Annotated in this window: 24 protein-coding genes and 1 pseudogene; 11 read left to right on the forward strand and 14 right to left on the reverse strand. The window is 61.1% G+C overall.

Features of this window, described 5'->3' with window-relative positions:
* Positions 1–159: 159 nt before the first annotated feature.
* From fbpC to AC4PR2_RS02195, 7 genes and pseudogenes are all read right to left on the reverse strand, one after another.
* Positions 160–1,206: a ferric ABC transporter ATP-binding protein gene (gene fbpC / locus AC4PR2_RS02165; protein WP_060438023.1), complete on the reverse strand. Its 1,047-nt coding sequence runs from the start codon at positions 1,204–1,206 to the stop codon at positions 160–162.
* An 11-nt stretch (positions 1,207–1,217) separates the two neighbouring features.
* A complete protein-coding gene (locus AC4PR2_RS02170; RefSeq protein WP_060420941.1) occupies positions 1,218–3,296 on the reverse strand; it encodes an ABC transporter permease in 2,079 nt (692 codons plus the stop codon).
* A 67-nt stretch (positions 3,297–3,363) separates the two neighbouring features.
* Positions 3,364–4,395, reverse strand: coding sequence for an ABC transporter substrate-binding protein (locus AC4PR2_RS02175; protein WP_060420945.1), 1,032 nt, complete (start codon positions 4,393–4,395; stop codon positions 3,364–3,366).
* Entirely contained in the window at positions 4,392–5,720 is a 1,329-nt protein-coding gene (gene uhpC / locus AC4PR2_RS02180; protein ID WP_259677942.1) for an MFS transporter family glucose-6-phosphate receptor UhpC, read from the reverse strand. The genes AC4PR2_RS02175 and uhpC overlap by 4 nt, the downstream gene beginning before the upstream one ends.
* Before the next feature lie 60 nt (positions 5,721–5,780).
* A pseudogene (locus AC4PR2_RS02185) lies at positions 5,781–7,321 on the reverse strand (MASE1 domain-containing sensor histidine kinase).
* Positions 7,321–7,950, reverse strand: coding sequence for a response regulator transcription factor (locus AC4PR2_RS02190; protein WP_049201123.1), 630 nt, complete (start codon positions 7,948–7,950; stop codon positions 7,321–7,323). Before AC4PR2_RS02190 ends, AC4PR2_RS02185 begins: the two are co-directional and overlap by 1 nt.
* Before the next feature lie 123 nt (positions 7,951–8,073).
* Positions 8,074–8,838 carry an arylamine N-acetyltransferase family protein gene (locus AC4PR2_RS02195; protein ID WP_213873061.1) on the reverse strand — a complete coding sequence of 255 codons (765 nt, stop codon included), beginning with the start codon at positions 8,836–8,838 and terminating at the stop codon, positions 8,074–8,076.
* 151 nt (positions 8,839–8,989) lie between these two features.
* On the opposite strand from AC4PR2_RS02195, the gene AC4PR2_RS02200 reads away from it, so the two are divergent.
* A complete protein-coding gene (locus tag AC4PR2_RS02200) occupies positions 8,990–9,742 on the forward strand; it encodes an SDR family NAD(P)-dependent oxidoreductase (protein ID WP_187322120.1) in 753 nt (250 codons plus the stop codon).
* A 32-nt stretch (positions 9,743–9,774) separates the two neighbouring features.
* On the opposite strand, the gene AC4PR2_RS02205 is transcribed toward AC4PR2_RS02200, so the two are convergent.
* Positions 9,775–11,595, reverse strand: a complete 1,821-nt coding sequence (locus tag AC4PR2_RS02205; RefSeq protein ID WP_492174865.1) for a putative phage tail protein — start codon at positions 11,593–11,595, stop codon at positions 9,775–9,777.
* A gap of 197 nt (positions 11,596–11,792) precedes the next feature.
* Entirely contained in the window at positions 11,793–12,692 is a 900-nt protein-coding gene (locus AC4PR2_RS02210) for a LysR substrate-binding domain-containing protein (protein ID WP_197802632.1), read from the reverse strand.
* 116 nt (positions 12,693–12,808) lie between these two features.
* On the opposite strand from AC4PR2_RS02210, the gene AC4PR2_RS02215 reads away from it, so the two are divergent.
* Positions 12,809–13,588, forward strand: a complete 780-nt coding sequence (locus AC4PR2_RS02215) for a HalD/BesD family halogenase (protein ID WP_197802633.1) — start codon at positions 12,809–12,811, stop codon at positions 13,586–13,588.
* A gap of 37 nt (positions 13,589–13,625) precedes the next feature.
* Here the strand turns inward: AC4PR2_RS02215 and ansP are convergent, their stop codons facing one another.
* Together ansP and AC4PR2_RS02225 are read right to left on the reverse strand one after the other, a co-directional pair.
* Positions 13,626–15,092 (reverse strand): L-asparagine permease, encoded by a 1,467-nt coding sequence (gene ansP / locus AC4PR2_RS02220; RefSeq protein ID WP_049201110.1) that lies wholly within the window; start codon positions 15,090–15,092, stop codon positions 13,626–13,628.
* A 436-nt stretch (positions 15,093–15,528) separates the two neighbouring features.
* Positions 15,529–15,966 carry a PACE efflux transporter gene (locus tag AC4PR2_RS02225; protein WP_047728368.1) on the reverse strand — a complete coding sequence of 146 codons (438 nt, stop codon included), beginning with the start codon at positions 15,964–15,966 and terminating at the stop codon, positions 15,529–15,531.
* 112 nt (positions 15,967–16,078) lie between these two features.
* Here AC4PR2_RS02225 and AC4PR2_RS02230 point away from each other — a divergent pair, with 112 nt between their 5' ends.
* Positions 16,079–16,972 carry a LysR family transcriptional regulator gene (locus tag AC4PR2_RS02230; RefSeq protein WP_060420965.1) on the forward strand — a complete coding sequence of 298 codons (894 nt, stop codon included), beginning with the start codon at positions 16,079–16,081 and terminating at the stop codon, positions 16,970–16,972.
* Positions 16,973–17,041: 69 nt separating this feature from the next.
* Positions 17,042–17,668 carry a LysE family translocator gene (locus AC4PR2_RS02235; RefSeq protein ID WP_060420970.1) on the forward strand — a complete coding sequence of 209 codons (627 nt, stop codon included), beginning with the start codon at positions 17,042–17,044 and terminating at the stop codon, positions 17,666–17,668.
* A 3-nt stretch (positions 17,669–17,671) separates the two neighbouring features.
* On the opposite strand, the gene AC4PR2_RS02240 is transcribed toward AC4PR2_RS02235, so the two are convergent.
* Together AC4PR2_RS02240 and AC4PR2_RS02245 are read right to left on the reverse strand one after the other, a co-directional pair.
* Complete coding sequence (locus tag AC4PR2_RS02240) at positions 17,672–18,235, reverse strand: DedA family protein (protein WP_060420973.1); 564 nt, start codon at positions 18,233–18,235, stop codon at positions 17,672–17,674.
* A gap of 50 nt (positions 18,236–18,285) precedes the next feature.
* Positions 18,286–18,963: a DJ-1/PfpI family protein gene (locus AC4PR2_RS02245; protein WP_060420976.1), complete on the reverse strand. Its 678-nt coding sequence runs from the start codon at positions 18,961–18,963 to the stop codon at positions 18,286–18,288.
* Between the two features lie 91 nt (positions 18,964–19,054).
* Between AC4PR2_RS02245 and AC4PR2_RS02250 the strand changes: the two genes are divergently transcribed.
* The 3 genes from AC4PR2_RS02250 to pbpG all read left to right on the forward strand — a co-directional run bounded on the left by AC4PR2_RS02250 (position 19,055) and on the right by pbpG (position 22,229).
* Entirely contained in the window at positions 19,055–19,999 is a 945-nt protein-coding gene (locus AC4PR2_RS02250; RefSeq protein ID WP_492174866.1) for a GlxA family transcriptional regulator, read from the forward strand.
* A gap of 45 nt (positions 20,000–20,044) precedes the next feature.
* Positions 20,045–21,148, forward strand: a complete 1,104-nt coding sequence (locus tag AC4PR2_RS02255) for an adenosylhomocysteinase (protein ID WP_492174867.1) — start codon at positions 20,045–20,047, stop codon at positions 21,146–21,148.
* Positions 21,149–21,299: 151 nt separating this feature from the next.
* On the forward strand, positions 21,300–22,229 hold the full coding sequence (pbpG, locus tag AC4PR2_RS02260) for a D-alanyl-D-alanine endopeptidase (RefSeq protein WP_038879897.1): 930 nt from the start codon (positions 21,300–21,302) through the stop codon (positions 22,227–22,229).
* Positions 22,230–22,263: 34 nt separating this feature from the next.
* Here pbpG and AC4PR2_RS02265 read toward each other — a convergent pair whose 3' ends face one another.
* The gene (locus tag AC4PR2_RS02265; RefSeq protein ID WP_033637538.1) at positions 22,264–22,719 is read right to left on the reverse strand and encodes a GNAT family N-acetyltransferase; all 456 of its coding nucleotides are present in this window, start codon (positions 22,717–22,719) and stop codon (positions 22,264–22,266) included.
* A 76-nt stretch (positions 22,720–22,795) separates the two neighbouring features.
* Between AC4PR2_RS02265 and AC4PR2_RS02270 the strand changes: the two genes are divergently transcribed.
* The 4 genes from AC4PR2_RS02270 to AC4PR2_RS02285 all read left to right on the forward strand — a co-directional run bounded on the left by AC4PR2_RS02270 (position 22,796) and on the right by AC4PR2_RS02285 (position 26,338).
* On the forward strand, positions 22,796–23,200 hold the full coding sequence (locus AC4PR2_RS02270; RefSeq protein WP_060440471.1) for a VOC family protein: 405 nt from the start codon (positions 22,796–22,798) through the stop codon (positions 23,198–23,200).
* A 114-nt stretch (positions 23,201–23,314) separates the two neighbouring features.
* On the forward strand, positions 23,315–24,235 hold the full coding sequence (locus AC4PR2_RS02275; RefSeq protein WP_492174868.1) for an alpha/beta fold hydrolase: 921 nt from the start codon (positions 23,315–23,317) through the stop codon (positions 24,233–24,235).
* Between the two features lie 388 nt (positions 24,236–24,623).
* On the forward strand, positions 24,624–25,409 hold the full coding sequence (locus AC4PR2_RS02280) for a TauD/TfdA family dioxygenase (protein ID WP_492174869.1): 786 nt from the start codon (positions 24,624–24,626) through the stop codon (positions 25,407–25,409).
* 11 nt (positions 25,410–25,420) lie between these two features.
* On the forward strand, positions 25,421–26,338 hold the full coding sequence (locus AC4PR2_RS02285) for an AEC family transporter (RefSeq protein WP_025301959.1): 918 nt from the start codon (positions 25,421–25,423) through the stop codon (positions 26,336–26,338).
* The last annotated feature ends 11 nt before the right edge of the window (positions 26,339–26,349 follow it).

A 26,349-nucleotide genomic window follows, 5' to 3' on the forward strand; every position in this document is an offset into this window, starting at 1 on the left:
CAGGCGGTTATTTTTTAATGAATACGGATATATTTATTTCTCGGCTGAACAAGGACTTGGAAGGAATTGTAAAAATAGATAAATACGGTTTTTTTGGTGGTTATTTACGGTCATTCCATGAGGAATGACCGTTATTCTAACGCTTAAGAGTGATGCTTATTATGCCGCGTCCGCCAGCATAAACATGCCGTAGGGGTGAATTTCCAGATAATACTGTTCGCCGACGTTGGGCTGCAGGCGGGTGGCGTTGACCTGCAGCAAAATCTGCTGCCCATGCCACGCCACCGTGACTTCATACTGCGGCCCCATATAGGCGACATGCTGGATCACGCAGCGCTGGCTTTCCTCGCCGTGCTCGCTCAGCGTGATCGCTTCCGGCCGCACGCCCACCGTACCGGCGCCTTCGGTGGCAAAGTGCGCGGGGCGCGGCAGGCGATAGCCGCTGATATCGACATAGTCCGCGCTGAAGCCGGCCGGGAACAGGTTGGCGTCCCCCATAAAGCTCGCCATAAAGCGCGACGCCGGCTGCCGATAGAGATCCTGCGGCGAGCCTATCTGCATGATATGCCCCTTGTTCATCACCAGCACGGTGTCTGAGACCGCGAAAGCCTCGCTCTGATCGTGAGTGACGTACAGCGACGTGATATCAAACTGCTTTTGCAGCTCGCGGATCTTTTCGCGCATGCTGCGGCGCAGGTTGGCGTCGAGGTTGCTCAACGGCTCGTCGAACAGCAGCACTTTCGGCTTGAGGATCAGCGCGCGCGCCAGCGCCACGCGCTGCTGTTGGCCGCCGGAGATCTGATCGACATAGCGATCGTCGAACCCCGCCAGATCCACCATCGCCAGCGCTTCCTGCACGCGCGCTTTCACTTCGGCGCGCGGAATGCCGAGCATCTTCAGCCCATAGCCGACGTTTTCTCCCAGCGACATGTGCGGGAACAGGGCATAAGACTGAAACACCATGCAGATGTCACGCTGCTGGATGGAACGATGGGTAACGTCTTCACCATCAATGAATATCTGCCCGTCGCTCGGTTTCTCCAGCCCGGCGACCAGGCGCAAAATGGTGGTCTTGCCGCAGCCGGAAGGGCCGAGCAGCGTCACCATCTGCCCCCGAGGGATGGTGAGCGTGATGTTATCGATCACCGTGTTGCTGCCGAACCGTTTGGAGACGTTGCGCAGTTCAACGAAATTTTTCTGGCTCATCATGGGCTCCATTACGCCTGGTTTTTGGCTTTTGAACGGGAGATGCGTGCCTCGCCGATCAGCCAGTCAAAGAGAAAAATAATCGCCAGCATCACCACGATCAGAATTGAACCGTAGGCGATCGCCACGCCGTATTCGCCGTCTTCCACGCGGTTGAGGATGTAGGCGGTGGCCACGCGGGTATCGGGCGTCACCAGGAAAACGATGGCGCTGACGGTGGTGATGGCGCGCACGAAGCTGTAGATCAGCGCCGACAGGATCGCCGGGCGCAGCAGCGGCAGCAGGATGTGCGTAATGGTGCGCAGCGAGCCGGCGCGCAGGCTGAGCGAGGCTTCGTCCAGCGATTTGTCTATCTGGCCCAGCCCGGCGATCCCGGCGCGAATGCCCACCGGCACGTTGCGCATCACCATCGAGATAATCACGATGGCGGCCGTCCCGGTGAGGTACACCGGCGCGCTGTTGAAGGCGAGAATGTAAGAGACGCCCGCCACGGTGCCCGGCACCGCAAAACACAGCATGGTGGTGAACTCGATGGTCTTTTTGCCCCTGAACTGCTGGCGCACCACGATCCAGGCGATCAGCAGGCCGAAGGCGGCGGTGATCGGCGCGGCGATCGCGGCGTACAGCAGCGTGTCGAGCAGCGAAGGCCACGCGCCGTCGCTCATGCCCTGGCCGAACAGCTTGATGAAGTTATCCAGCGTCAGCGTGTAATCCACTCCCCAGTTGACGGTGAAGCTGCCGTAGAAAATGCTGCCGTAGAGCAGGGCGTTAAAGGCTACCCACACCGCCAGCAACGCGATCACGCCCCACACCAGCGTGACCGGCAGCGGCTGTACGTCGCCGCGATAGGATTTGCCGGACACGGTGACGTAGGAACGCTTGCCGATCCACAGGTACTGGATGCAGAACACCAGCAGCGAGAACAGCAGCAGGAAGGCGCCGAGGGTGCTGGCGGCCTGATAGTCGAGCTGCGAGCCGGTGATGTAGAAATAGATTTGCGTCGCCAGCACGTCGAAGTTGCCGCCGAGCACCAGCGGGTTGCTGAAGTCGGCCAGCGATTGCACCACCACGATCAGAAACGCGTTGGCCAGCGCCGGTTTCAGCAGCGGCACGAACACGCCGTTAAAGGTTTGCCAACGGCTGGCGCGCAGGGTGTAGGAGGCCTCTTCCAGCGAAGGATGAATGGTCTTGATCGCGCCATCGAGGATCATGAACGCCATCGGCGTGAACGCCAGCACCTGCGCCAGCCAGATGCCGGTAAAGCCGTACAGCCAGTTGGTGTTGGTCAGGCCGAACCAGGCCACCATCCACTCGGTGACGTAGCCGGAGCGCCCCATCATCAGCGTGACGCCCAGGCCGACGACGAACGGCGGCGTGACGATGGGCAGGATGGAGAAGATGCGGCCGATAATGGCGCTGCGCTTGGCGATGCGGGTGGTGTAAATCGCCAGCACCAGGCCGAAGAAGGTGCAGCCGGCGCCGACCGCGATCGACAGGGCGATGGAGTTGAGGATCACCTGAACGATATGCGCCTGCGACAGCACGTTCATAAACGCCAGCGGCGCGAATGCCCCCGCCTGGTCGGTGAACATCGGAATGAAAATCGCGATGCTCGGCCAGACGATGAAGACGCCGATCAGCGCCACGATGGTGACCAGCGCACCGATAACGAAACGGTCGCCGCCCAGCCATTCGAGGCGGGTCAGCGCCAGCGTCATGATGGCGCCCAGCGCGGTCAATTGCACCAGGGTGGCGTAGCCTAAACCGCGCCCCGCCACCGTGGCGCTGACGACGATAAAGGCCATGCACAGCAGCGCCCAGCCGGCATCGAACGCGTGGCGCCGCCGCCGTTCACCGCCCGCCGGGGCGTAAGGGCGAAGCAGCAGCAGGCTCGGCAACAGGCACCATAGCCAGCTGACATTGCGGTGTGACCAGCCGTAGGCCGCGAGGATTTCATCGCCGGTGGACTCCAGCAGGCCGTAATCCAGGCTCCAGCTCGGCAGCAGGGCGAACGCCAGCCAGCCAAGCAAGACCCAAAGGAATATCGCATCTCGTTTTTTCACGAGATGGAGTGCATGTGTATGTGACATAAGTTTCCCGGATGTTCAGGCCGGGTAAGGCGTGAGGCTTACCCGGCAACAGGCGCAGAATGTGGGCTTATTTACCCATCTTGACTTCGCTGACCCATTTATTGATCAGCGCCTTGCGGACCTCGGTCGAGCCGTACTTGTCCATGTCGTAGTTGATCAGCTTCAGGTCGTCGAGCTTCAGCGAGTTCGGCGAGGTAGCGGCGGTGGTGTTGGTCAGGATCTGATAGGACTTGCCTTTCTGCCATGCCAGTTCCTGCGCCTCTTTCGACAGCACCCAATCCACAAACAGCTTGGCGTTGTCGAGGTTACGTGCGCCTTTGAGGATGCTGACGCCGCCGATTTCGTAGCCGGTGCCTTCACAAGGCGAGATCAGCTCAAGCGGCGCGCCCTGTTCTTTTTCGAGTGAGTAGTCATGCAGGAAACCGATGCCGATCGCCGTTTCACCGCGGGCGGCGTTGCGCGCCGGGGCAATGCCGGACTTGGTGTACTGCGAGACGTTGGCGTTCAACTGCTTGAGGTAATCGAAGGCCTGATCGTCTCCCCACAGCTGGGCAAAGGTCGCCAGCGCGGTATAGGCGGTGCCGGAGCTCTGCGGATCGGCGATTTGAATCTCGCCTTTGTATTCCGGCTTGGTCAGGTCTTTCCAGCACTTGGGCACCGGCAGGTTTTTCTCTTTGAGACGCTGGGTATTGACGCCGAAGCCGAGAATGCCGACGTAGACCGCCGAGGAGTAGTTGCCTTTCAGCTTCGCCGGGTCGCGGAATTGTTGCATCACCTGTTCGAGGTTCGGCGATTTGTAGGGCTGCAGCAGCCCCATTTCACCGGCCTGGGATTGCGGATCGAGCGTGCCGCCGTACCAGACGTCCGCCTGCGGGTTTTTCTTCTCGGCGTCCACTTTCGCCAGCGTGCTGCCGGAGCCGTTGCGGATGAACGAGGTTTTCACGTCATATTTCTCGCCGAAGGCTTTGGTCTCCGCTTCGCACATTTCATTGGTGGCGCTGCAGTAAACCACCAGGCGGCCCTTGGCGTGCGCGGCGCCGCTCAGCGTGGCCAGCGCGATGCCGGAAGCTATCAGAGTCGTGACCCACATTTTTTTCATTGTTTTATCCTTCTCTCGGTAGAGGTGGCGACGCTCGCCATCAGCAGCGGCATCAGCAATAAACCCATAAGAACGGCGGCGATCGACAGCAAACTGAACATGCCTGACCAGCCGTAGCCTTCGATGACCTGCGACAGCGGCCAGCCCGCCAGCGCTGCCCCCAGGTAGGCGAACAGGCCGAGAAAACCGGTGATGGAGCCCGCTGCGCCTTTGTGCCCGCATTCCACGGCGGCGAGGCCAATCAGCATCTGCGGGCCGAAGACAAAAAAGCCCACCGTAAAGAAACAGCCCGCCAGCAGCGCGTAGTGATGCACCGGCGCCAGCCACAGCGCGGCGACGGAAACCATCAGCCCGAGCGTGAACAGCAAAATCATCGGCGCGCGCTGCCCGCCGAACAGCACATCCGAACCCCAGCCGGCGAACAGCGCGCCGAGCAGGCCGCCTATCTCGAACAGCATCACCGTGGCGTTGGCGCTGAGCAGGTTGACGCCATGGCTTTCCGTCAGCCAGAGATTGCCCCAGTCATTCAACGCGATGCGGATCAGATAGACCAGCACGTAAGAGACGCCGAGCAGCCAGATCATCGGGTTCTTCAGCATCGTGGTGCGCAACATCTGCCACAGCCCCAGCGGCGGGCTTTGCTGTTCCTGGCGCAGCTCCAGCGGATCGTGGCGCCACTGGCCGACCGACGGCAGGCCTTCTTCCTGCGGCGTGCCTGTCAGCTGCTGCGTGAGCCAGAGGCCCAACACCATGCTGACGGCGCCCGGGATCAGCATCGCCGCCTGCCAGCCCCAGCGCTGGGCAGCGAAGGCGCTGATCAGCGGCACGATCGCGCCGCCGAGGTTGATCGACATGTTCCAGCAGCCCCACCAGAAGCCACGCTCGTTGCGAGAATACCAGTGGGTCAGCAGCCGCGCGCAGGGCGGCCAGCCCCAGCCCTGAAAGAAGCCGTTCAGCGCCCAGACCACCAGCAGCAGCGTCAGCGATTCGCCGAAGGCAAACGCCACGTTCAGCAAGCCGGTGGCGAACAGGCCGATCCCCATAAACCTGCGCTGCCCGTGGCCGTCGTGCCACAGCCCGGCGGCGAATTTCGACAGGCCGTAGCTCAGGTAAAACAGCGAGCCGAGCAGGCCGATGTCCCCTTTATCCAGCCCCAAATCCGTTTGCAGCGCCGGCAGCACGTAATTCACGCTTTTGCGCGTCAGGTAAAAGGCGGCGTACCCGATGACCATGTACAGCAGCAGTCGCGGGCGCAGCGCGCGGTAACGATGATCGATTTCAGATGCCGAGCGTGCCTGCATAGCCGCCTCCCTGGTGGTGACTATAAGAAGGTGAAAGGGAAAGGGGATGAGATAAAGTCCGGAGTGGCTAAGACTTTTTCCTAGTTAGCCGGCGGTTTGTTGCAAATTTGTGGGCAGGTTAACAATTACCCGCGTGCCGCACTGCGTTTCCAGCGTCAGCTCGCCGCCCAGCGCGCTGACCCGCTCGCGCATCCCCTGAATGCCGAGGCCGGGCACCTTGTCCGCACGGATGCCGATGCCGTTGTCCCGCACCTCGAGGTGCAAAAGCGGCCCCTGTTGATACAAAACGATGGCGACTTCGCTGGCCTCGGCGTGTTTGCACACGTTGTTGAGCAGCTCTTGCAGCAGGCGGTAGAGGGTGAAGCGCACCGTTTCGCCGGCGGGCGTGTCGCTCAGCCGGTAATCGAAACGGCAGTGGATGCCCCGTTCGGCAAAGGCGAATTCGTTCAGCAGGTGGTGAAGCGCCTCTTTGAACGCCAGCTCGTCCAGCGCGGGCGGCCGAAGCTGGCGCAGCAGCTGGCGCGTGGAGTGATGAATGCGCCGGGCGAGCTCGCCTATCTGGTGCGCGGCGGCCTGGGTTTGCGCCGGATCGTGCGCCCGTTTGACCAGCTGCGACTGGATTTGAATCGCGGTGATGTTCTGGCCGATTTCATCGTGCAGCTCGCGCGCCAGGTTTTTCCGCGTGTCTTCTTCGGTGTGGATCAGTTTTTGGTCAGCGCCCGCCGCGCCGCCAGCTCTTCTTCCAGGCGACGCTGATAGTGGTGCAGGTTTTGCGCCAGGTGCTGCTGGCGGCTGATGGCGATACCCAGGCCGATGCCGAGCAGCGCCTGCGTCGCCAGAAAGATTTCCAGCTCGACCAAGTTGCCGAACCCCACGCCGACCTGCCGGGCGAGGGTGATCATCATGCTGCCGAGCAGGCCGGACAGCACGCCACCCTGCCAGCCGAACTTCCACGCCATCACCACGTTCGGCAGAAACACCACGATCAGCAGCAGGCGCTCGATTTCCGGCGACAGCACCATCTGCGTACCGATGCCGATAACGAAAAACAGGCTGCACCAGATGATTAAGGACGCGCGCAGCGGCGGGTTGGGGGTGTCCAGACCCAGCAGGTGGTAACGGTGCTGCTGGCGCAGAAATTCAAAGATCAGATAGACGAACGGGGTCAGCAAGACGCCGCCGGTAAACGACGCCAGGCCAAGCAGCATCGCCGGGCTTGGCACAAACGGCGAAAGCAGGGCGGTGTTGAGCAGCGAGGCGGCGGTCACCGCAGCCAGCAGCAGCGTCAGCCGCTGCCAGTAGAGCGGAAAACGGTGCCAGAGTCGTTGCGCGACCGCGGCCGGAAACAGGGTGATAAACGGCGCGGCCAGCAGGCCGTAGCCGCTCAGCAGGCGTTCGCCGTGCAGCCAGAACAGCAGCAGGATCGGCGGCACGATCAAGGCGGGCCAATAGCGACGCGCCAGCAGGATCAGCAGCGCGAGATAGACGCCGTGCGGCAGAAACAGCGCCGCCTGGTTGCCGTTGCGGGTCAGATAGAAACCGAGCGTCCACAGCATCAGCCAGCCGCTGCCCCAGGCCAACAGGATAAACAGCGAGATAACCCAGGGCCGGAAGCGGGGCGACATCAATGCCCCGCCAGCAGCTGATGGTCGAGAGCGAAATGCACCAGCTCGATGGTGCTGTTGCACTGCAGCTTGCCCAGGACGTTGGCGCGATGCACGTGCACCGTTTTATGGCTGAGATCGAGCTTGAAAGCGATCTCCTTTACGCTGTCGCCTTTGACCAGCAGATCGAAGATTTCACGCTCGCGTGGGGTCAGCACTTCCAGCGCGGTGGCCGGCCGCTCGCCGCCGCGCAGCGCACGCAGCGCGTCGGCGCACAGGTAATGGCCACCCATATCGACGGAACGCACCGCCTGCACCAGCTCTTCCGGCCCGCAACGTTTGGTCAGATAGCCGCTGGCGCCGGCGTCCAGCGCGCTCTGCACGAAGGTGGGGGAGTCATAGATGCTGAGGATGATCGCGCGGAACTGCGGCTTCTGCGCCCGCAGGCGTTTCAACAGGCTGAGGCCGTTTTCATCCGGCATGGCAATATCCATCACCGCGACGCTGACGTCGTCGCGCAGCAATGCCGGCCAGGCCGCCGCCGCGCTGCTGTATTGCCCCACCACGTCGAGATCGTCCTCGAGGTTGAGCAACTGCGCAAAGCCGGAGCGCACCACCACATGGTCATCCACCAGTATCACACGGATCATTTTTCGCACTCTGTTGCCGAATCATGGCCCTATGATGCCTGCCGCCGCGGTGCTGGCAATCAGCCAAGCGCGGTTATGCAATCGGTGTAACAGAATCGTAATAAAAGGGCGCCGCCGGCGCCCTCAACGATCCAAATCGATGGCGAAATGCTGCCACAGCGCGGCGCGCCGTTCCTCTTCCGAATGCAACGTCGTTTCGTGGCGCTGGTGATCTTCGGTCACGATCAGCTTCATGTCGCTGAGGGTCACACGGCCGTGTTCCGTCGGCCGTGAACACACCAGGCGCTGGGTGAAATGCGACTGCGGCGAGGTGCTGTGGAAGCGGCACATCTCGTCGAACTCGTGCAGCTCGCGTGGCTGAACGGTAAAGCGATACAGGGTTTTGGCATGCGAACGTTGGTCGCCGTTGCGGCGCTCCAGCAGGTAATACTCGCCTTCCCGTTCCAGGTGGAAGGTGCCGCTGGCCTGCGGTTGCGGCTCGGCGATGACGATCTTCAGCGGCGTCAGGAAGGAATCGCCGAAACCGACGTCTACCAGCCATGCTTGATCTTCCAGATCCACCCGCAGCGCCAGGTGGTCGTAGGGCGGGCCGAAATGGCCGTCGCGCGCGCGGATCTCGCCGGAGATGAAGCTCACCTTGAAACCGATCTCGCGCAGCAGCAGAGCGAACAGCGTGTTCAGCTCATAACAGAAACCGCCGCGGTTGCGCTCGACCACCTTGCTGAACAGCGCCTCCGGCGCCAGCCGGATGCCCTGATGATAAATAATGCTCAGGTTCTCGAACGGGACGCTCAGTATGTGGCGATGGTGCAGCTGTTGCAACGTGGGGAGGTCAGGGCGGGCGGCGCCGGTAAAGCCGATATGCTGTAGGTAGCGTTGGGTATCCACAGGGTGTCTCGCATGAGAAAAAGTAGGCATAAAATAGCGGGCTTTGCGGCGTTTGTGAGCGCATTACGTGCTGCGCTGTCGCTGCTGCCGCAAACTGTCACCGGTCGGCGCTAGCCTGTTCCCCTGAGTTCAACGTTGCAGGAGAACGGCTATGCAAGATTTCAAACATCGGGTGGCGCTGGTGACCGGCGCTTCCACCGGCATCGGCGAAGCGATCGCCGCCGAGCTGTTTCGGCGCGGCGCCACGGTGGTAATGACCGGCCGCCACGCTGCGCCTCTCGCCGCAGCCGCCGCGCGGCTCGATCCCGACGGTCGACGGGTGATGACGTTGCGGATGGACGTGCGCGATGCGCCGTCGGTGCAGCAGGGCATTGAAGAGACGGTGCGGCGCTGCGGCGCGCTGCATCTGCTGGTCAACAACGCCGGGATCACCGGCCCGCACGAGGTGGACATCGATCGGTACGCGGTCGAAGACTGGCATGAGGTGATCGCCACCTGCCTGAGCGGCACGTTTTTCGGCATGAAGTACGGCCTGCCGGCGATCGTCGCCGGCGGCGGCGGGGCGGTGGTGAACCTCTCTTCCGCCAACGGCGTGGTGGGCATTGCCGGGATTGCGCCTTATACCGCCGCCAAGCATGGCGTGCTGGGCCTGACGCGCTCGGCGGCGCTGGAATTCGCCACGCGCGGCGTGCGCATCAACGCCGTCGGGCCGGGCTATGTGGATACGCCGGCTATGGGGGCGCTGCCGGCGTCATCGCGGGCGCAGATGGCCGCTTCGCACCCGCTGGGGAGAATGGCGACGCGGGAAGAGGTGGCGAAAACGGTGGCTTTCCTGCTCTCGGACGACAGCAGTTTCACCACCGGCGCGTTTTACAGCATCGACGGCGGTTATACCGCGCGTTAATGGAAAACAGGCCCCTTGCGGGGCCTGTGCGGTTACCAGGATTTATGTGGGTTGAGTGAGACGATGTCGATCTTTTGACACAGCAGTTGGGTCAGGTCCACCGAGGTGGGCTGAGCGGCGCTGCCGACAAAGTTTTTCAGCACGATGGCGATACGGGCGTAATTGACGTAGCCCTCAGGCAGCGGCAAATACTCGGCGACGTCGAGTGCGGTAATGCGATCCGAGGTCATCGTTGCCGAAGTGGTCGGCGTTACCGTACCGGTGCGGCCCCACTGGCAGGCTTTTTCCAGCACGGTGGTGACGCCGGCATCGCCGTTCAGGACATACTTGCCTTGGTAGGTGCCGATGATGACATCAAGGCTGCTCTGACCTTTCAGGTTGGCCAGCGTGGCGCGCCACAGCACCAGATCGTTTTTCGCGATCGGGAAGTAGATCTCGACGCGTTTGTCCGCCGTCGTTGCCGTTTTGGTGGTGGCGGTCAGCACGCCGTTTTGCAGCGTTACCGCCAGATCGGCGGTCGCCGTTTGCGAGAGACGTGCGCCGCCGAAGGCGTAGACGTTATTCAACGCCAGCGCGCCGCTTTCTTTCCAGCTCGGCTCCGGCAGATGGTTGACGCCATCACCCAGATAGAGCAGGCGCCACATGTTTACGTAGCCGGGTGCGACGATCTTTTTCATCTCGATGTGGTTGTTGGACCAGCCTTTTTTAATGTCGGCGTTCACCAGATCGAAACCGTCGATATAACATTTTCCGCTCAGATCGCTGGACTTATCGAAGAAGAAATACTCGACGTATTGATAGGGCACGCTGCTGCCGGCATCGGTGTTGTTGGTCATCACGCTGTGCCATTGGCTGTCTTTGATTTTTACCGTACCGCCGTTGTTGCTGGTAAAGACCGGCCGGTAGTTGCGGCAGTTGGCGTTACCCCATTCGAAGTGGCAATTTTTAAAGTCCAGCGTGCCGCCTTTAAGGTCGAACAAACCATAGTCGGTATTGGCCAACTGTTCGGTTTCATTGCTAAAGCCGCTGTAGTCGAACGAACAATCGCGGAAGGCCAGGGCGTGCACCCCCTGATAATAGTTTCTGCTGTCGCCGAACAGACATTTGTAGAAGACGATTTTTTCGCCGGCGTTGGCGGTGGTTTCAGACCAGATCGGCCAGAAACAGCCGCGCACCATGATGCTGTGCCAGCTCTGGATATAGGCGTTATTGCCGAAGACGATGCCTTTGTACAGGTTGGTTAGCCAGACGTTTTGCACCAGCAGCTGACAGGCCGGCAAGCCGTGCATGTTAGAGGCATCGCTGTAGACGCACAGGCCGCGCAGGTTGGCCGCCGCGCCAGGGGCCCCCACGATGCGCAGGTTGTAAATCGCCGGCGCTCCCAGCGAATATTGCACGCGTACGCACTCGATGTTGGTGGCGCCGCTGAAGTCCAGAATAGTGCCCTTAAAATCGACGGCGTTTTTCCATAGCTTCAGGTTGGCGGTGGTTTTACAAGGGCGAATGCCGCCGGGGCCCACCAGGGTAATCCCCGCCGGGGTGGTTGGGATAGGCAACTGCCACCACTCTTCGCCTTTGACCTGCAAGAAGTTGCACGCGCGGGTAATGGTCAGCGAGTAATCCAGCTCATCGCCCGGCAGGTGCCACCAATCGATGCTGTAATCGCCATCATTGATGATGCGCTTCCAGCGGCGGTTTTGCGCATCGACGAGCAGGGTAACGCCGTTGTCCTGGCTGGCGGTATCCGCATCGTCTCGGGTAAATACGCCGTGGTGGTAGCGGTTTTCGAGCATCACCGCGGTTTCGCTACCGGCATAGCTGCGCAGGTTGGCGTAATCATTTAATGAAATCATGGAATAGCCCTCGTTTTGGACAATAAGAGGCCGATGCAATATGGCGATTGCAGGGGCGGTGGCATAGGGAAGTGGCATTGTGGCCGAAGGGCGAATCGGTTCGCGATCCCGGTCGGCAGAGATAAATTAACAGGCTGAGGTGAGAGGTTTAAGCGTTCAGGGTTGTGCCTGACGCCAGCAAACATCGCCGCCGGGGTTCAGGTTTGGTCTGTAGATGCGAGGGTTTGCAACCAGGCCAGAAACGCCGCTGCGCCGGGTTTTTCCAGCGTGCGCGGTGGGTAAACCACGTAGTAGGGTTTGCTGAGCGGCAGCGCCGGTTCGGCCAGGGTGACCAGCTGGCCTTCCGCCAGTTCACGGGCGATCATCCGCCGCTGGCCGAGCAGCACCCCGCGCCCTTGCACGGCGGCGTCGATGGCCAGCGAAGTCAGGTTATAGGTCAGCCCGTGCCGCGCCGGCGGCATTCGATCGGCGGCGGTGAACCACTCGTGCCAGCCCGGCAGAAACTGGCTCTCCTTGCCCCAGTCGACGTGGATCAGCGGTAGCTGCGTCCAGTCGCCGCGATCGCGCAGCGCCGGGCTGCACACCGGCTGCACCCGATCCTGAAACAGCCGCACCTTTTCCAGCAGCGGATAGTCCTGATCGCCGAAGCACAGGGCGAAGTCCGCCGCCGAATGGGCGAAATCGACCGCTGCATGGGTCGCGTGCAGCCGCAGATCGCCGTCGGGGCACTGCGCCAGCCAGTCGCCCAGCGCCGGGTTCAGCCACTTGGAGGCCAACGCCGGCAGGGCGAATACCGTCAGCGCCTGTTTGCCGCGCTGGCGCTCGACGTGCTGCTGCGCCACGCGCAGCGTTTCGAACGCCTCCTGCACGTAGGCCAGGTAGTCCGCGCCCTGTTCGGTCAGCGTGACGCCGCTTTTGGCGCGGATGAACAGCGTGATCCCCAGGTGTTGCTCCAGCTGGCGGATCTGCTGGCTGACGGCGGCGGCGGTTAGCGCCAGCGTATCCGCCGCGCGGGCCAGGCTGCCGGTGCGGGCGGCGGTTTCGAACGCCAGAATGGCGCTCAGCTTGGGCAAGCGCGCGCGGGACGGTGAGTGCATGGGCAGGGCTATCGCTAAGAATTGGTTAGCTTATCCATAACGTATTTTTGTTATGGCGGCAATGCGCCATTCGCTACAGTGAGAGGCATCCGGCTATCGCACACGAGGGGAATGTCATGCCGCAACTTGCCGATATTATCGATCTGTCCGCCCATCCCATCGACGACGCCGAGTTCCGCGCCCGTTGCCGGCAAACGCTGGAGCGCAGCGGTGCGTTAGTACTGCCGGGATTTCTGCGCGCCGCCGCGCTGGCGACGGTGCGGCTGGAAGGCGCCGAACAGCACCACGCGGCGTTTTATGCCACCAGCAAACACAACGTGTATCTGCGGCCGCAGGACGACGCGCTACCGGCCGATCATGCGCGTAACCGGCTGGTGGTGTCATCCAAAGGCTGCATTACCGACGAAGATATTCCGCCGCAGTCGCCGCTGCGTGCGCTGTACGACGCTTCGGCGTTTCGCGCGTTTCTCTGCGCGGTGCTGGATGAGGCGCAGCTGTATCCCTACGCCGATCGGCTGTCGTCGATCAACCTGCATTACGCCCACACCGGCCAGGAGCTGGGCTGGCACTTCGACAATTCGTCGTTCGCCATCACGCTGCTGATCCAGAAACCGGCGGCGGGCGGGCGTTTCGAGTACGTGGAGAACCTGCGCGATGCCGATCGCGGCGAGATGAACTATGCCGGGGTCACGCAGGTGCTGGACGGGGAGCGGGCGGCCAAACGGCTGGCGATGGAGGAGGGGGATTTGGTGCTGTTTCGCGGGCGCAACGCCATGCACCGGGTGACGCCGACCGAAGGCGACATCACGCGCATGCTGGTGGTGCTGGCCTACAATGCGCAGCCGGACGTGATGCTGTCTGAAAGCGCCAGAATGACGTTCTACGGCCGGTTATAGCGGATAAAAAAAACCGCCCGGAGGGCGGTTTGTCGAATCAGTGCGGGTTTTGTTCTTCGTGAGCCTGCTGTTCCAGCTTCACTTCCTGCGCGCGCTTGCGCAGGCCGAACCAGCCCAGCGTCAGCAGCACCGCCAGCACCGGAATGGTGGCGATGGTCCAGGTGCCGTTCGGGTAGTCGAACGCCATCATCACCACCACGATCAGCAGGAACGCCAGCGTCAGCCAGGAGGTGAACGGCGCGCCCGGCATTCTGAACGAGACCGGCTGCGCGCGGCCTTCGCGCACGGCTTTGCGCAGACGCATCTGGCAAACGATGATAAATGCCCAGGAGGCGATGATGCCCAGCGAAGCGATGTTCAACACGATCTCGAACACCTGCGACGGCACCAGATAGTTGAGCACCACGCCGATCACGTAGATGCCGCAGGTGACCAGGATGCCGGCGTAAGGCACCTGCTGGCTGCTCATTTTGGCCATCAGCTTCGGCGCGGAGCCGCCCATCGCCAGCGAGCGCAGGATACGGCCGGTAGAGTAGAGGCCGGAGTTGAGGCTGGACAGCGCGGCGGTCAACACCACGATGTTCATGATGGTGCCGATATAAGGCACGCCCAGCTTGCTGAAGAAGGTGACGAACGGGCTTTGGCCGGCCTGATAGGCGTTCCACGGCAGCAGCAGCACCAACAGCACCACGGAGCCGACGTAGAACAGGCCGATACGCCAGATCACGCTGTTGATCGCTTTGGGCATCATTTTGGCCGGATCTTTACACTCGCCGGCGGCGGTGCCGATAAGCTCGATGCCGGCGAAGGCGAAGATCACCCCTTGCACCAGCACCAGCGCCGGCAGCAGGCCGTGCGGGAACATGCCGCCGTTTTCGGTAATCAGGTGCATGCCGGTGGTGTGGCCGGCGACCGGGGTGCCGGTGCCGAGGAACACCACACCGACAATCAGGAACAGCGCGATGGCGGCGACCTTGATCAGCGCGAACCAGAATTCCATTTCGGCGAACCATTTCACGCCGATCATGTTCATGGTGGCGACGATGCCGAGCGCGCCGAGGGCGAACAGCCATTGCGGCACGTCGGCGAAGGTGCCCCAGTAGTGCATGTACAGCGCTACCGCGGTGATGTCGACGATGCCGGTCATCGCCCAGTTGAGGAAATACATCCAGCCGGCGACGTAAGAGGCTTTCTCACCGAGAAATTCGCGGGCGTAAGAAACGAAGCTGCCGCTGGAAGGGCGATGCAGCACCAGTTCGCCCAGCGCGCGCAGGATGAAGAAAGAGAAGATCCCACACACCAGATAGACCAGCGCCAGCGCCGGCCCGGCCAGTTCGAGACGGCCGCCGGTACCGAGGAACAAGCCGGTGCCGATCGAACCGCCAATGGCGATCATTTGGATCTGCCGGTTACCCATGCTTTTGTGATAACCGGATTCATGGGAGTCTAGCCAGCGTCGTCTGGCGGCGTGTTTATCGTCCGCCGACTTTTTTTGTGAGTGCATTATCCGTCCTGTTTACCTGTCTATGATGAACTCCGCCCTGAGCTGCAGGGCAAACGATTGCCATCAGCAATCGTAATGAGAATGAGGTCGTAGCATCATTCCGCTGTTTATTGTGTATACAGCTGCCGTTAAATAACGGCGTGGCATGCTACCGTTTCCCGATAAATGTGGCAAAAAAACCTGTGCGCAAAGCGTGAGCAATTGTGTGTATTTTTTAAACTGAAAACAAAAGCGCATATTATTCAGTAAGATGAGTCTCATTATCAACACGGAAATATCGAACGATAAAAGTGATTGAAATCACAGAATAATAATTACCGTGCAAACTAAAGGGATTTGAAGGTTATTTCGCGTGGGGGCAAAGGCGGGCGGAAAATAAAGCGGTGGCGCCTGCGCGGCGATGGGCGTGCGCAGGCGAATGGGGCGAGGGGGTTTTTTAGGCGGATTCACCGGCCGGCAGAGCCGAAGCCGGCAGGCCGAACAGCTTGTCGAACGCCCAGTTAAACAGGAAGGTGTAGCAAGGAATGATGACGATCAGCGCCATGTCCAGCAGCAGCGCCTGCCACAGCGTGATGCCCATCCACCAGGCGATCAGCGGGATCAGATACACCACCAGCGTCAGCTGAAAGCCCACTGCGTGCAAAATGCGGCGCTTTAGGGTGCGGGTGCGCGACGCCTGGCGGCTTTCCCACCACTCGAACAGGTAGTTGTAAATGAAGTTCCAGCTGACCGCGAGGGTGGTGATCACCACCGCCAGCGGCCCGGTGCTGCTCGGCGCGTGGCCCGACAGCAGCGCCAGCCCCAGCGCCGAGATCGTCATGCCGATAAGTTCATAAGCGGTGACATACACCAGTTTGCGTTTGACGCCTTGCATTGTTTTCTCCCGATCTGTTTTTAGTTGCCTCTGTGGCGACGGCGGCTAAGATAGCGTCAATCACATTGATAGAAAAAGTCAGGAGCTGTCAGTTTTACTGACAGGTTAAACGATGAACTTTTCCAGCGACAATATCGAACTGTTTCTGGCGGTGCTCGATCGCGGTTCGTTTTCCGCCGCCGCCCGCGCGCTGCGGCGCGTACCCTCTGCCGTCAGCATGGGCATCGCCAACATGGAGGCGGAGCTCGGTTTCGCACTGTTCGATCGCTCGCACCGCGAACCGACGCCGACTGCGCTAGCGTTGGCCCTGGCGCCGCACGCCCGCCTGATCGCCGGGCAGCTCAAGCAGCTGCAGGTGCACGCCATCGAACTTTCCCAAGGGCTGGAAAGCACGCTTTCGATCGGCGTGGCGTCGGACATCAACGGTGCCGGCCTGCTGGCGGCGGTGAAAACGCTGTCGCAGCGTTATCCGCTGCTGAACATCGAAGTGCTCAGCGCGCCGCAGGACGACGTGCTGCATATGCTGCATCAGGGGCGCATTGGCGTCTGCCTGGCGTTCGGCGGGCTGAACATCAACAGCGCGGAGCAGTTCCACTCCGTCGGCGCGGAGTCGCTGGTGGCGATGGTATCGCCGCAGCATCCGGCGCTGGAGGGCGCGGCGGGCGAGCTGTTTCTCGAGGATCTGATCAACGTGCGGCAGATCATGGTGGCCAGCCGCGATCTGCCGATCGGCGATCTGCGCCCGCAGGTGGCGGAGGCCTACTGGCGCACCGACAGCCTGCCGATGGCGCTGAACATGGTGGAAGCGGGCCTGGGGTGGGGCAATTTCCCGCTGTCGCTGGCCGAGCCGCTGCTGGCGCAGGGGCGGCTGGTGCGGCTGAAATTCAAAAACACCAAGAACGAGCTGCGCTTGCCGATGCATCTGATCTGGCTGAAGAGCCGCCCGCTGGACAAGGCGGCGCGCGAGCTGGTCGAGCTGATGCGCGCGGCGCCGCAGGGATCTTGACGCACCGTTATTGCTTTTGTTTTCACCTCTGCGCTAGTTTGAATAAAAAATGACAACGGGAGAGTGGGCATGTTGAGCGAGACGGCGCTGTCAATAATAAGCATTACCGGCGCGATAGCGCTGGGGGCGATGAGTCCGGGGCAAAGCTTTATTCTGGTGGCGCGTACGGCGGTGGCTTCCTCACGTGGCGACGGCATGGCGGTCGCGCTGGGAATGGGCGTCGGATGCTTTGTCTTTGCACTGTTGGCCCTGCTTGGGCTGCAGTCGCTGTTGCTGGCGCTGCCATGGCTTTACGGGACGTTGAAGCTGTTGGGCGGCGCCTATCTTATCTATCTGGCGTTCAACATGTTGCGCGGTGCCAACCGGCCGCTGAACGTGGATGGAGTGGGCGGGCAGCCGCTGGGATGGCGTAAAGCCTTCACCACCGGTCTGCTGACTCAATTGGGCAACCCGAATACGGCCATCGTCTTTGCCAGCGTGTTCGCCGCGTTGCTTAGCCACGCGATTGCGCCGTGGATGTATGTGGCGCTACCCTTGATCGCGCTGGCGGTCGATGTGGCGTGGTACGCCTTTGTCGCCTTCGTGCTCTCTTCGCCGCGTCCGCGCCAGATTTATCTGCGCTTCAAGGCCTGGTTCGATCGCTTGAGCGGCGGCGTGCTGGCGCTGTTGGGCATCAAACTGATGCTTAGTCGCTGAGTTTCACTCCGCGTGGCGTTTGCGCCACCAGAAGCGCACCAGCAGGATGGCGGCAATCGCCAGCGCGACAAACAGCAGGCTGGAGAGTTTTTTATTGAAGCCGGTAAAGAAGCTTTCGATCGCCTGGCCGCCAAAATAGCCGAGCATGACGAAGATCGTCGCCCACAGAATGGCGCCGAGGATGTTGAGCGGCACAAAGCGCGACGGCGGCAGGCGGCTGGCGCCGATCAGCACCGGGCCGATGATGCGGAAGCCGTACATAAAGCGCACTCCGATAACGAACAGCATCGGGTGGCGGGCGATCAGCCTTCTGGCGCGCGCGATGCGCTTTTCCTGCCCTTTGAGCCGCGAGATGACCCGGCCTTCGAACCGGCGGCCGGTGAAGTACAGCAGCTGATCCCCCAACGTGCCGCCGAGCGCCACCACCGCTATGACCCACGGCCAGTGCAGCAGCCCTTCGTGGGCGGCGATGCCGCCCAGCAGCGTGATGGTTTCTCCCTCAGCCAGGCAGCCGATAAACAACGCCCAGTAGCCGTAGTCCGTAATGTAGTGGGCCAAATCGGTCATTCCTTACTCCTTATGTGACTGACGCATAAGGGCAAGTATACGCCCGATCGTTAGCCTTGGGCGATCTGGGCCACCAACGCTCTGCGCTGCGCCAGGCTTTCCGCCATTTGTGCCTGTACCTTGGCGTAAATGTGCGGCGGGGCCAGTTCCGGCGTGCCGCCCGTGAACGGCGGAGCCGGGGCGTATTCCAGATAGAGTTGGATCGTCTGGGCAGTGTCTTCGCCGTGCAGTTCGGCGATCAGCGCCAGCGCAAAGTCGATGCCGGCGGTGACGCCGCCGCCGCTGATCACGTTGCCGTCGCGCTCAACGCGTGCAGCGCTGGGTATGGCGCCGAACAGCGCCAGGCTGTCGCGCATCGACCAGTGGCAGGCGGCGCGTTTGCCCGGCAGCAAGCCGGCGGCGGCCAGGATCAGCGAACCGGTGCACACTGAGGTCAGGTAGCGGGCATCGGCGCCCAGCCGCCGGATTTGCCGCATGAACGCTTCATCCTGCAGCGCCTGGGTGCAGCCGCTGCCGCCCGGCACGCACAGCACGTCGCAGCGCGCGATCTCCGGCAGCGGGCGCAGTTGGGTGAAGTGCAAGCCTTCCGATTCGACATCCGCGCCGTCTACCGAAGCGACGACGATTTCCGCGCCCGGCATGTGGCGCAGAAACTGCAGTGGGCCGGTGAAATCGAGCTGGGTGACGCCTTGATAGATGGGAAATACAATCACGAGTGGTTCAGACATGACATTCGCCTCATTTTTATCGTTGGACCTGGGCCATAATAGCCGCCCTGTTTTTGGCTGATATGACAGATAACCCTCAAAAAGCGCCATCATGAAAACGATCGGTTTTGTGGTTTTTCCCGGTTTCAACCTGCTGGACTTTGCCGGCCCGCTGGCGGCGTTCGATAACGTCAGCCAGTTTACCGATCCGCCGGCCTACCGCTGCGTGGCGATCTCGCCGCAGGGCGGGATGGTCGCCAGCTCGGCCGGGGTGGAGATCGCCACGCAGCCATGCGGCGACGAGCGTTTCGATACGCTGGTGGTGGCCGGCGGCAGCGGCAACGTGATGGCGGCGCAGTCGCCGGCGCTGGTGGCGTTTCTGACGACCCACAGCCGGCGGGCACGGCGCATCGCCAGCGTGTGCACTGGCGCGTTTATTCTGGCGGCCTGCGGTTTGCTGGACGGCAAGCGCGCCACCACCCACTGGTATCATGCGGCGCGGCTGCAGCAGAGTTATCCGCGCATCCGCGTCGACAGCAACCGTATCTTCATTCGCGACGGCGATATCTGGACCTCGGCCGGCATCAGCGCCGGCATCGATCTGGCGCTGGCGTTGATAGAAGACGACCTTGGCGCCACGATGGCGGCGGGCGTAGCGCGGCAGTTGGTGGTCTATCACCGGCGCCCCGGCGGGCAGTCGCAGTACTCGCTGCTGCTGGCGTTGAACCCGTCGTCGGATCGCATGCGCGCCGCGCTGTCGTTCGCGCGCGAGCACTTGCACCTGCCGCTGTTGGTGGCGGATCTGGCCGACGCCGCCTGCCTGAGCGAGCGCCAGTTCGGTCGGCTGTTCCGCGCCGAAACCGGGCAGACGCCGGCCAAGGTGATCGAACAGCTGCGGGTGGAGGCGGCCAGGGTGCGCATCGAAGAGAGCACCGAGCCGCTGGAGGCGATCGCCCGTTCGGTGGGATTCAGCGATCCGGAGCGCATGAGGCGGGCGTTTATCCGGGTATTTGGCCTGTCGCCGCAGGCGATCCGCCGGCTCGGCCGCGCGGGATAACTTTTTTGCCACGCCTGGCGGCGGGGCACACCAGAGGAGCAACGGATGTATCAGGATTTCGAGAGCGAATTGAACTGGGCGATGCGCCATATGCCGCGCACCCGGGCGGCGGTGGCGGCGTTGCCGGACCTGCAAGGGGTGCGGCTGGCGTGCAATATGCACCTGGATCTGAAAATGGCGCCGCTGGTGGCCGGTCTGCTGGACAAGGGCGCGGCGATCTTTCTGACCACCTGCAATCCCACCACGGTGCAGAACGACGTGGTGGCCTGGCTGGAACGGCGGGGCGCGCAGGCTTACGCCTGGCGTGACATGAGCGCCAGCGAGTGGTCGGAATCTTTCGACCGCGCGTTGGCCTGGCAGCCGACTCACCTGTGCGAAATGGGGGCGGACTTGACCACCCGTTTGCACCAATCGCCGAACGGCCCGCAGATCGTCGCCGGGCTGGAAGCCACCGGATCGGGCATCAATCGTTTGAACGGCGTGGCGCCGCGCTACCCGATCTTCAACTGGGACGATCTGCCGGTGAAAGAGGGGCTGCACAATCGGCATATGGTTGGGCTGACCGCCTGGCACACCTTCTTCCAGACCACCCATTTGACGCTGCACGAAAAGCGCGTGCTGGTGATCGGCTACGGCCTGGTCGGGCAGGGGACGGCGGCGGCGGCCAGGGCTTACGGCGGCCAGGTGATGGTGGCGGAAATCGATCCGGCACGGGCGCTGCAGGCGCGTTATGACGGCTGGCAGGTGGTGGATTTGGCGAGCGCCGTCGCGCAGGCGGACGTGATCGCTACCGCGACCGGCGCGAAAAACGTGCTCTCGGCGCAGCATTTGCAACAGGCGCAGGATGGCGTGTTTATCCTCAACGTCGGCCACGTGGCGGAAGAGATCGACATCGGCTTCCTCAAGGGCCTGCCACACCACGAGCCGATGCCTTATGTGAACGCTTACCAACTCAATGAGAAGACGGTCTATTTGCTGGCCAACGGTTCGATGTTCAACCTGACCGCCGGCTACGGCGACAGCCTCAACGCCTTCGACGTGACGCTGGCAGTGATGGCGGCCGGCATTGGCCATATCGTCGGCGCGGGGGCGCGGCAAACGCCGGGGTTGTACCTGCTGCCGCAGTCGGCCTGGCAGCCGGCGCTGTAACTTTTTCTACGCGGGCGTTCATCCCAGAGCGCCCGCGGGCTGCGTCGTTTTTCGGCCGACAGAATTTGTCACAAATCCGCCCTATAATCCCAGTGCCAAGCGCTGAACCCTCACATATAATTCGCTGAGTTCAAGCCCCCATTTCAGAGTAATGCCTGTGAAAATACGTGTTTTGGTTCTGACCCTGCTCGCTTTGCAGGCGGGCGCAGGCTTTGCGCCGCGCGCGCTGGCCAGCGACAACGCCGCCGCCCTGCACGCCACCCAGCCGGAGCTGGCCTCCGGCAGCGCGATGGTCGTCGATATGCAAACCCATAAGGTGATGTACGCGCGCAACCCGGATGAAGTGGTGCCGATCGCCTCGATCACCAAACTGATGACCGCCATGGTCACGCTGGACGCGCACCTGCCGCTCGACGAGATGCTGGCGGTGGATATCCACCAGACGCCGGAGATGAAAGGGGTGTATTCGCGGGTGCGGCTGAACAGCGAAATCAGCCGTAAGGATATGCTGCTGCTGGCGCTGATGTCGTCGGAAAACCGCGCCGCCGCCAGCCTGGCGCACCACTATCCGGGGGGCTACAACGCCTTCATCAAAGCGATGAACGCCAAGGCCAAGGCGCTGGGCATGACCAATACCCATTATGTGGAACCGACCGGGCTCTCTATCCATAACGTGTCGACGGCGCGCGATCTGACCAAGCTGTTGATCGCCACCAAGCAATACCCGTTGATTGGCCAGCTCAGCACCACCACCGAGCGCATGGCCAGCTTCAAAGATCCGAACTATACGCTGCCGTTCCGCAACACCAACCATCTGGTGTATAACCCGAAATGGAATATCCAGCTGACCAAAACCGGTTTCACTAACCAGGCGGGCCACTGCCTGGCGATGCGTACGGTAATCGGTAACCGCTCGGTGTCGCTGGTGGTGCTGGACGCCTTCGGCAAATATACCCACTTCGCCGACGCCAACCGGCTGCGCAGCTGGATTGAAACCGGCAAGGTGACGCCGATCCCGGCCGCCGCCCGCGACTATCGTCGGCAAAAAGACGCCAGCCTGGCGAAAAACGCCACCGAATGACCCGCCTGGCGGCCTGCTCGTTTGCAGCAGGCCGCTATCGGCCCTCGGGCCGCCTGATGACAAATCCCCGCTCGCGATCGCCGTCGAAACCCGCTTTGAGATAAAGCTGGTGCGCGCCGGTGCGTTGCTGCCCCGACAGCAGCATCACCTTGTAACAGCCCTTGCGCCAGGCCAGCTGCAGCGCGTATTCGATCATCGCGAGCGCCACGCCGTGGCCGCGATAGGGCTCTGCCGTCACCACGTGCTCGATGACGCCGAACGGCTGCGCCTGGTGCGCCAGCCCCGGGATCAGTGCCAGCATGCAGGTGGCGATCGGCTGTTCCTCGTCTGCCGCCACCACCAGACGGATCGCCGGATCGTCCAGCAGGCGTTGCAGGGTGCGGCGTGCGTCGTCGGTACGCAGCGGCGCATCCTGTGGGCGCAGCTCGCGATACAGAGCCAACAGGCCGTTGAGATCGTCCGGCTGCGCCAGGCGATGAATGATGCTCATGGTTGCTCCTTTCCGCCGCTTCAACGGTAATCCGCTATTCTCCATTAATACCACAACGATTGCCGGAGAGGATGTTATGAGTCAGGTTTCGACTTTTGTCATGTTCCAGGGGGAGGCGCAGCAGGCGATCGACCTCTACAGCCAGGTGTTTGAGCGTTTTCGGCTCATGCAGGTACAGCATTACGATCCGACGCCGGACGGCCGGCGATTGATCAAGCATGCCGCCATCGATTTCGACCGGCAGAACCTGGTGTTTATCGACAGCCCGATCAGCCATGATTTCAGCTTCACCCCGGCGGTGTCGCTGTTCATCAACCTGCCTAACGAAGAGGCGCTGGAGCAGGCGTTCCACCGCCTGGCGGAGGGCGGCAAGGTGCTGATGCCGCTCGACGACTACGGCTTCAGCGCCCGCTTCGGCTGGCTCAACGATCGCTTTGGGCTCTCCTGGCAGCTCAATGTCCCGGCGGGGGATTTGCCCTGAGGCTAAGGGGAGCGTGCAAAAGGCATGGCAGTTCCTGCTGTTGTTTCATATGCTTATCGCCGGGGCAGCGGCTCTGCCGTGGGGAATACCGACAACATCATGGAAAGGTGCGAATTGATTGATTTTGACCGTTATGTTGAGCAAGCGAAGTCTTACGGCGAGTGGCCGGGGGCACAGGTGGGCACGTCGTCCGGCAGCGTTGAGGGATTGAGCTACCGCCTGTATCGGCAAACTGCCGAGAGCGAAGACGTGATCGTGGTTTATCACGGCGGCGGGGTTAACAGCGCCGCCGGGTATGACATTCTTGCGCGCCAGCTGGCTGCCGAGCCAACGCTCGCGGTGTGCCTGGTCGATATTCGCGGGCATGGCGATTCCACGGGAGAGCGGGGGGCGGTTGAGCGGCCTGAGCGTATTTGGCGCGATGTCGATGTTATCCTGGCGGAAATGCGCCTGCGTTTTCCGTTGGCACGCAGGCACCTGCTTGGCCATTCCAGCGGTGCCGGGATGTTGCTCAACTACCTGACCCGCTATCCTTGTGAACAGCAGGCGGACAGCCTGACCCTGCTGGCGCCCGAGCTGGGGCCATTTTCCGGGATGGCCCGCGATCTGCCGGCGGCGGCCCGTTTTGCCCAGGTGCGCCAATGGCCCTTTGTGGCCAATGCGCTCAGCGGTGGACGGTGGTTTGGGCAATCTCGGGCGGTCAGCCTGAATTTTCCCCCGGCCGTGCTGGCCGCCGCCCCCGATTTTGTCTGCCAATACAGCGTTAATATGGCTAACGCCTTGACACCACGCACCCCGGCAAAGCAACTGGCGGCGCTGCGATTGCCGACCTTGCTGCTGGCGGCGGTGCAGGATGAGTTGTTCAGCGCGCAATCCTTGCAGCGTTTCGTCGAACAGCACGGCAGCGTGCATGTTGCCTTTGGCTTGCTTGAGGGCAGTACGCATTTATCGTGCGTCTTTGAGGCCCACGATCATGTCCTGCGCTACCTCTCGCGCGTATTCGCTGGCGCGTCTGATGGAGACGTATCCGCGTAGCTGTTTGTTTCTTAATCACTTCTTCTCCGCCATTAACTGGACGGAGGAGTGGTGATTAAGATCACGAAATTAGTTAATAAATCTTTATGAATTTGATTGCAAAGTGTTAACATCCTGCCGCTTTCATTAGGCTTTCTAATGATATTCTTATTGTCAAGGAATGCTCAGGATGGATTACCAAAACGTCTTTCAATTGACGGATCAGGAACGAAACGAGTTATTTTCGGCATTAGATAAAATTGCTTACGATCCCGCCGGCGGTGATGCGTATATTCACGCTATACGAACGGCGATGATTACCCATTTGCCCCACAGATTAAGCGCCGCATTAAGCCAGCAAAAGGCGTCAATCAAACCACGGCCTTACCTTATTTTAAAAAATGTGCCGGTGGATAAAGAAGTTTTCTTTTCCCCTTGTCCGAACCAATACACGCCTTCGGCCAAATCCGGGAATATCAGCGAAAACCTGTTGGTGGGTATTTCTTCGCTAATCGGTGAGCCCTATTCGATGTATTTCGAGGGGAAGGAGCTGATTAATAATCTGATCCCCAAACGTGAAGCCAAAAAAGAGTATACCGGTCTGGGGTTCGATGTTGAACTGGACTTCCATATTGAAAATGCGGCGCTGAAACACCTGGAACAGTTCAACGTCTCGCCGATGGGCCTGCTGCTGGCCGGTGTGCGCCGCGATCCGCACAGCCCGATGACGCGCATCTCCGATTCGCGTCTGGCGATCGCTCAACTGAGCCGCGAGGACGTCGAAATGCTGGCCAGCCCGCTGTACAGCATCAAACTGCCTTACCGCTGGCGCCAATCCACGCAGGCCGGGCGGGAAGAAACCGCGCTTGTGCCGCTGATTTCGCAAAATCACGTATTGCCGGATGTGAGCGCCGTCTTCTATCCCGGCATGATTGCGGCCAGCACGCCGCGAGCGGAAGCCGCGCTGGAGCGTTTCTACGGGCTGGTGAAAGAAAACGCCATCGGCATCGATATTTGCCCGGGCGATTTGGTGTATATCGATAACCGCTTTGCGCTGCATTCGCGCGATAAATTCACGCCTTCTTTCGATGAAAGAGATACGCCGTTGCGCTGGGTGCAACGCGTCTTCATTTCGGCAAGCTTGTGGAATCACCGCAACCTCAATCAGGTTGAAGAGCGCATTTTCTCGATTTAAGGTTATTATTCATGCTGAACGTTTTTCTTTCTATATTGCCGATTTTTTTGTTAATCGTGCTGGGCTATTTGTCAAAACTCTATGTTAAAGACGTCGCCGTATTTTGGGGCTTCTCAGACAAATTCGTTTATTACCTGTTTTTTCCGGCGCTGTTGATATTGGATATCAGTGAGGCGGATTTTAGCGGCGCGGACAGCTTTTATCCCGTTGTGGCGACCATTGTTTCCACGCTGGCCATCGCGTTGATTATTTTCGTTGGCAAACTGTTCTTCAATACGTCGGCCGATCTGTTTACCTCCATTTTTCAGGGCGGAGTCAGATACAACTCTTATGTATTCATCGCGCTGTCGCAATCGCTGTTCGGTAGCGAAGGGGTGGCACTGTCCGGTTTCTTCGTGGCATACATGATCATTCTGACCAACATCATGAGCGTGTTGGTGATGAACCACTACGGCACCGGCAGCAAGAAAAGCCTGAGCGGCGCGCTGCTGGCGCTGACGAAAAACCCGCTGATCATCGGCGCGTTGTTCGGGGTGCTGATGAACCTGTGCAACCTGCACATTACCGGCGCGCTTAAACAGCTGTTCGTTTATCTCTCCAACGCCGCCACGCCGCTGAGCCTGATGTCGGTCGGCGCAGGGTTGATCGTCAGCATGCATATCCGCAAGCTGGTTTCCATCTCTTATGCGACCGTGCTGAAGTTGGTGGCCATGCCGCTGATTACCATTGCGCTGGTGCACTACTTCGGTGCTACCGGCGTGCCGGCCAGCATCGCCATTCTCTATTCCGCCGTGCCTTGCGCCGGCAACGCCTATATTCTGGCGCGGCAAATGGGGGGCGATCATGAAGCGATGGCCTCCATCATCACCTGGACGACGCTGCTGTCGGTTATCACCGTGACGTTCATCCTGGGCAGCGTAGCGCTCTAACGCCGGCGCCG

It is taken from the genome of Serratia sp. A07 (assembly GCF_058725505.1).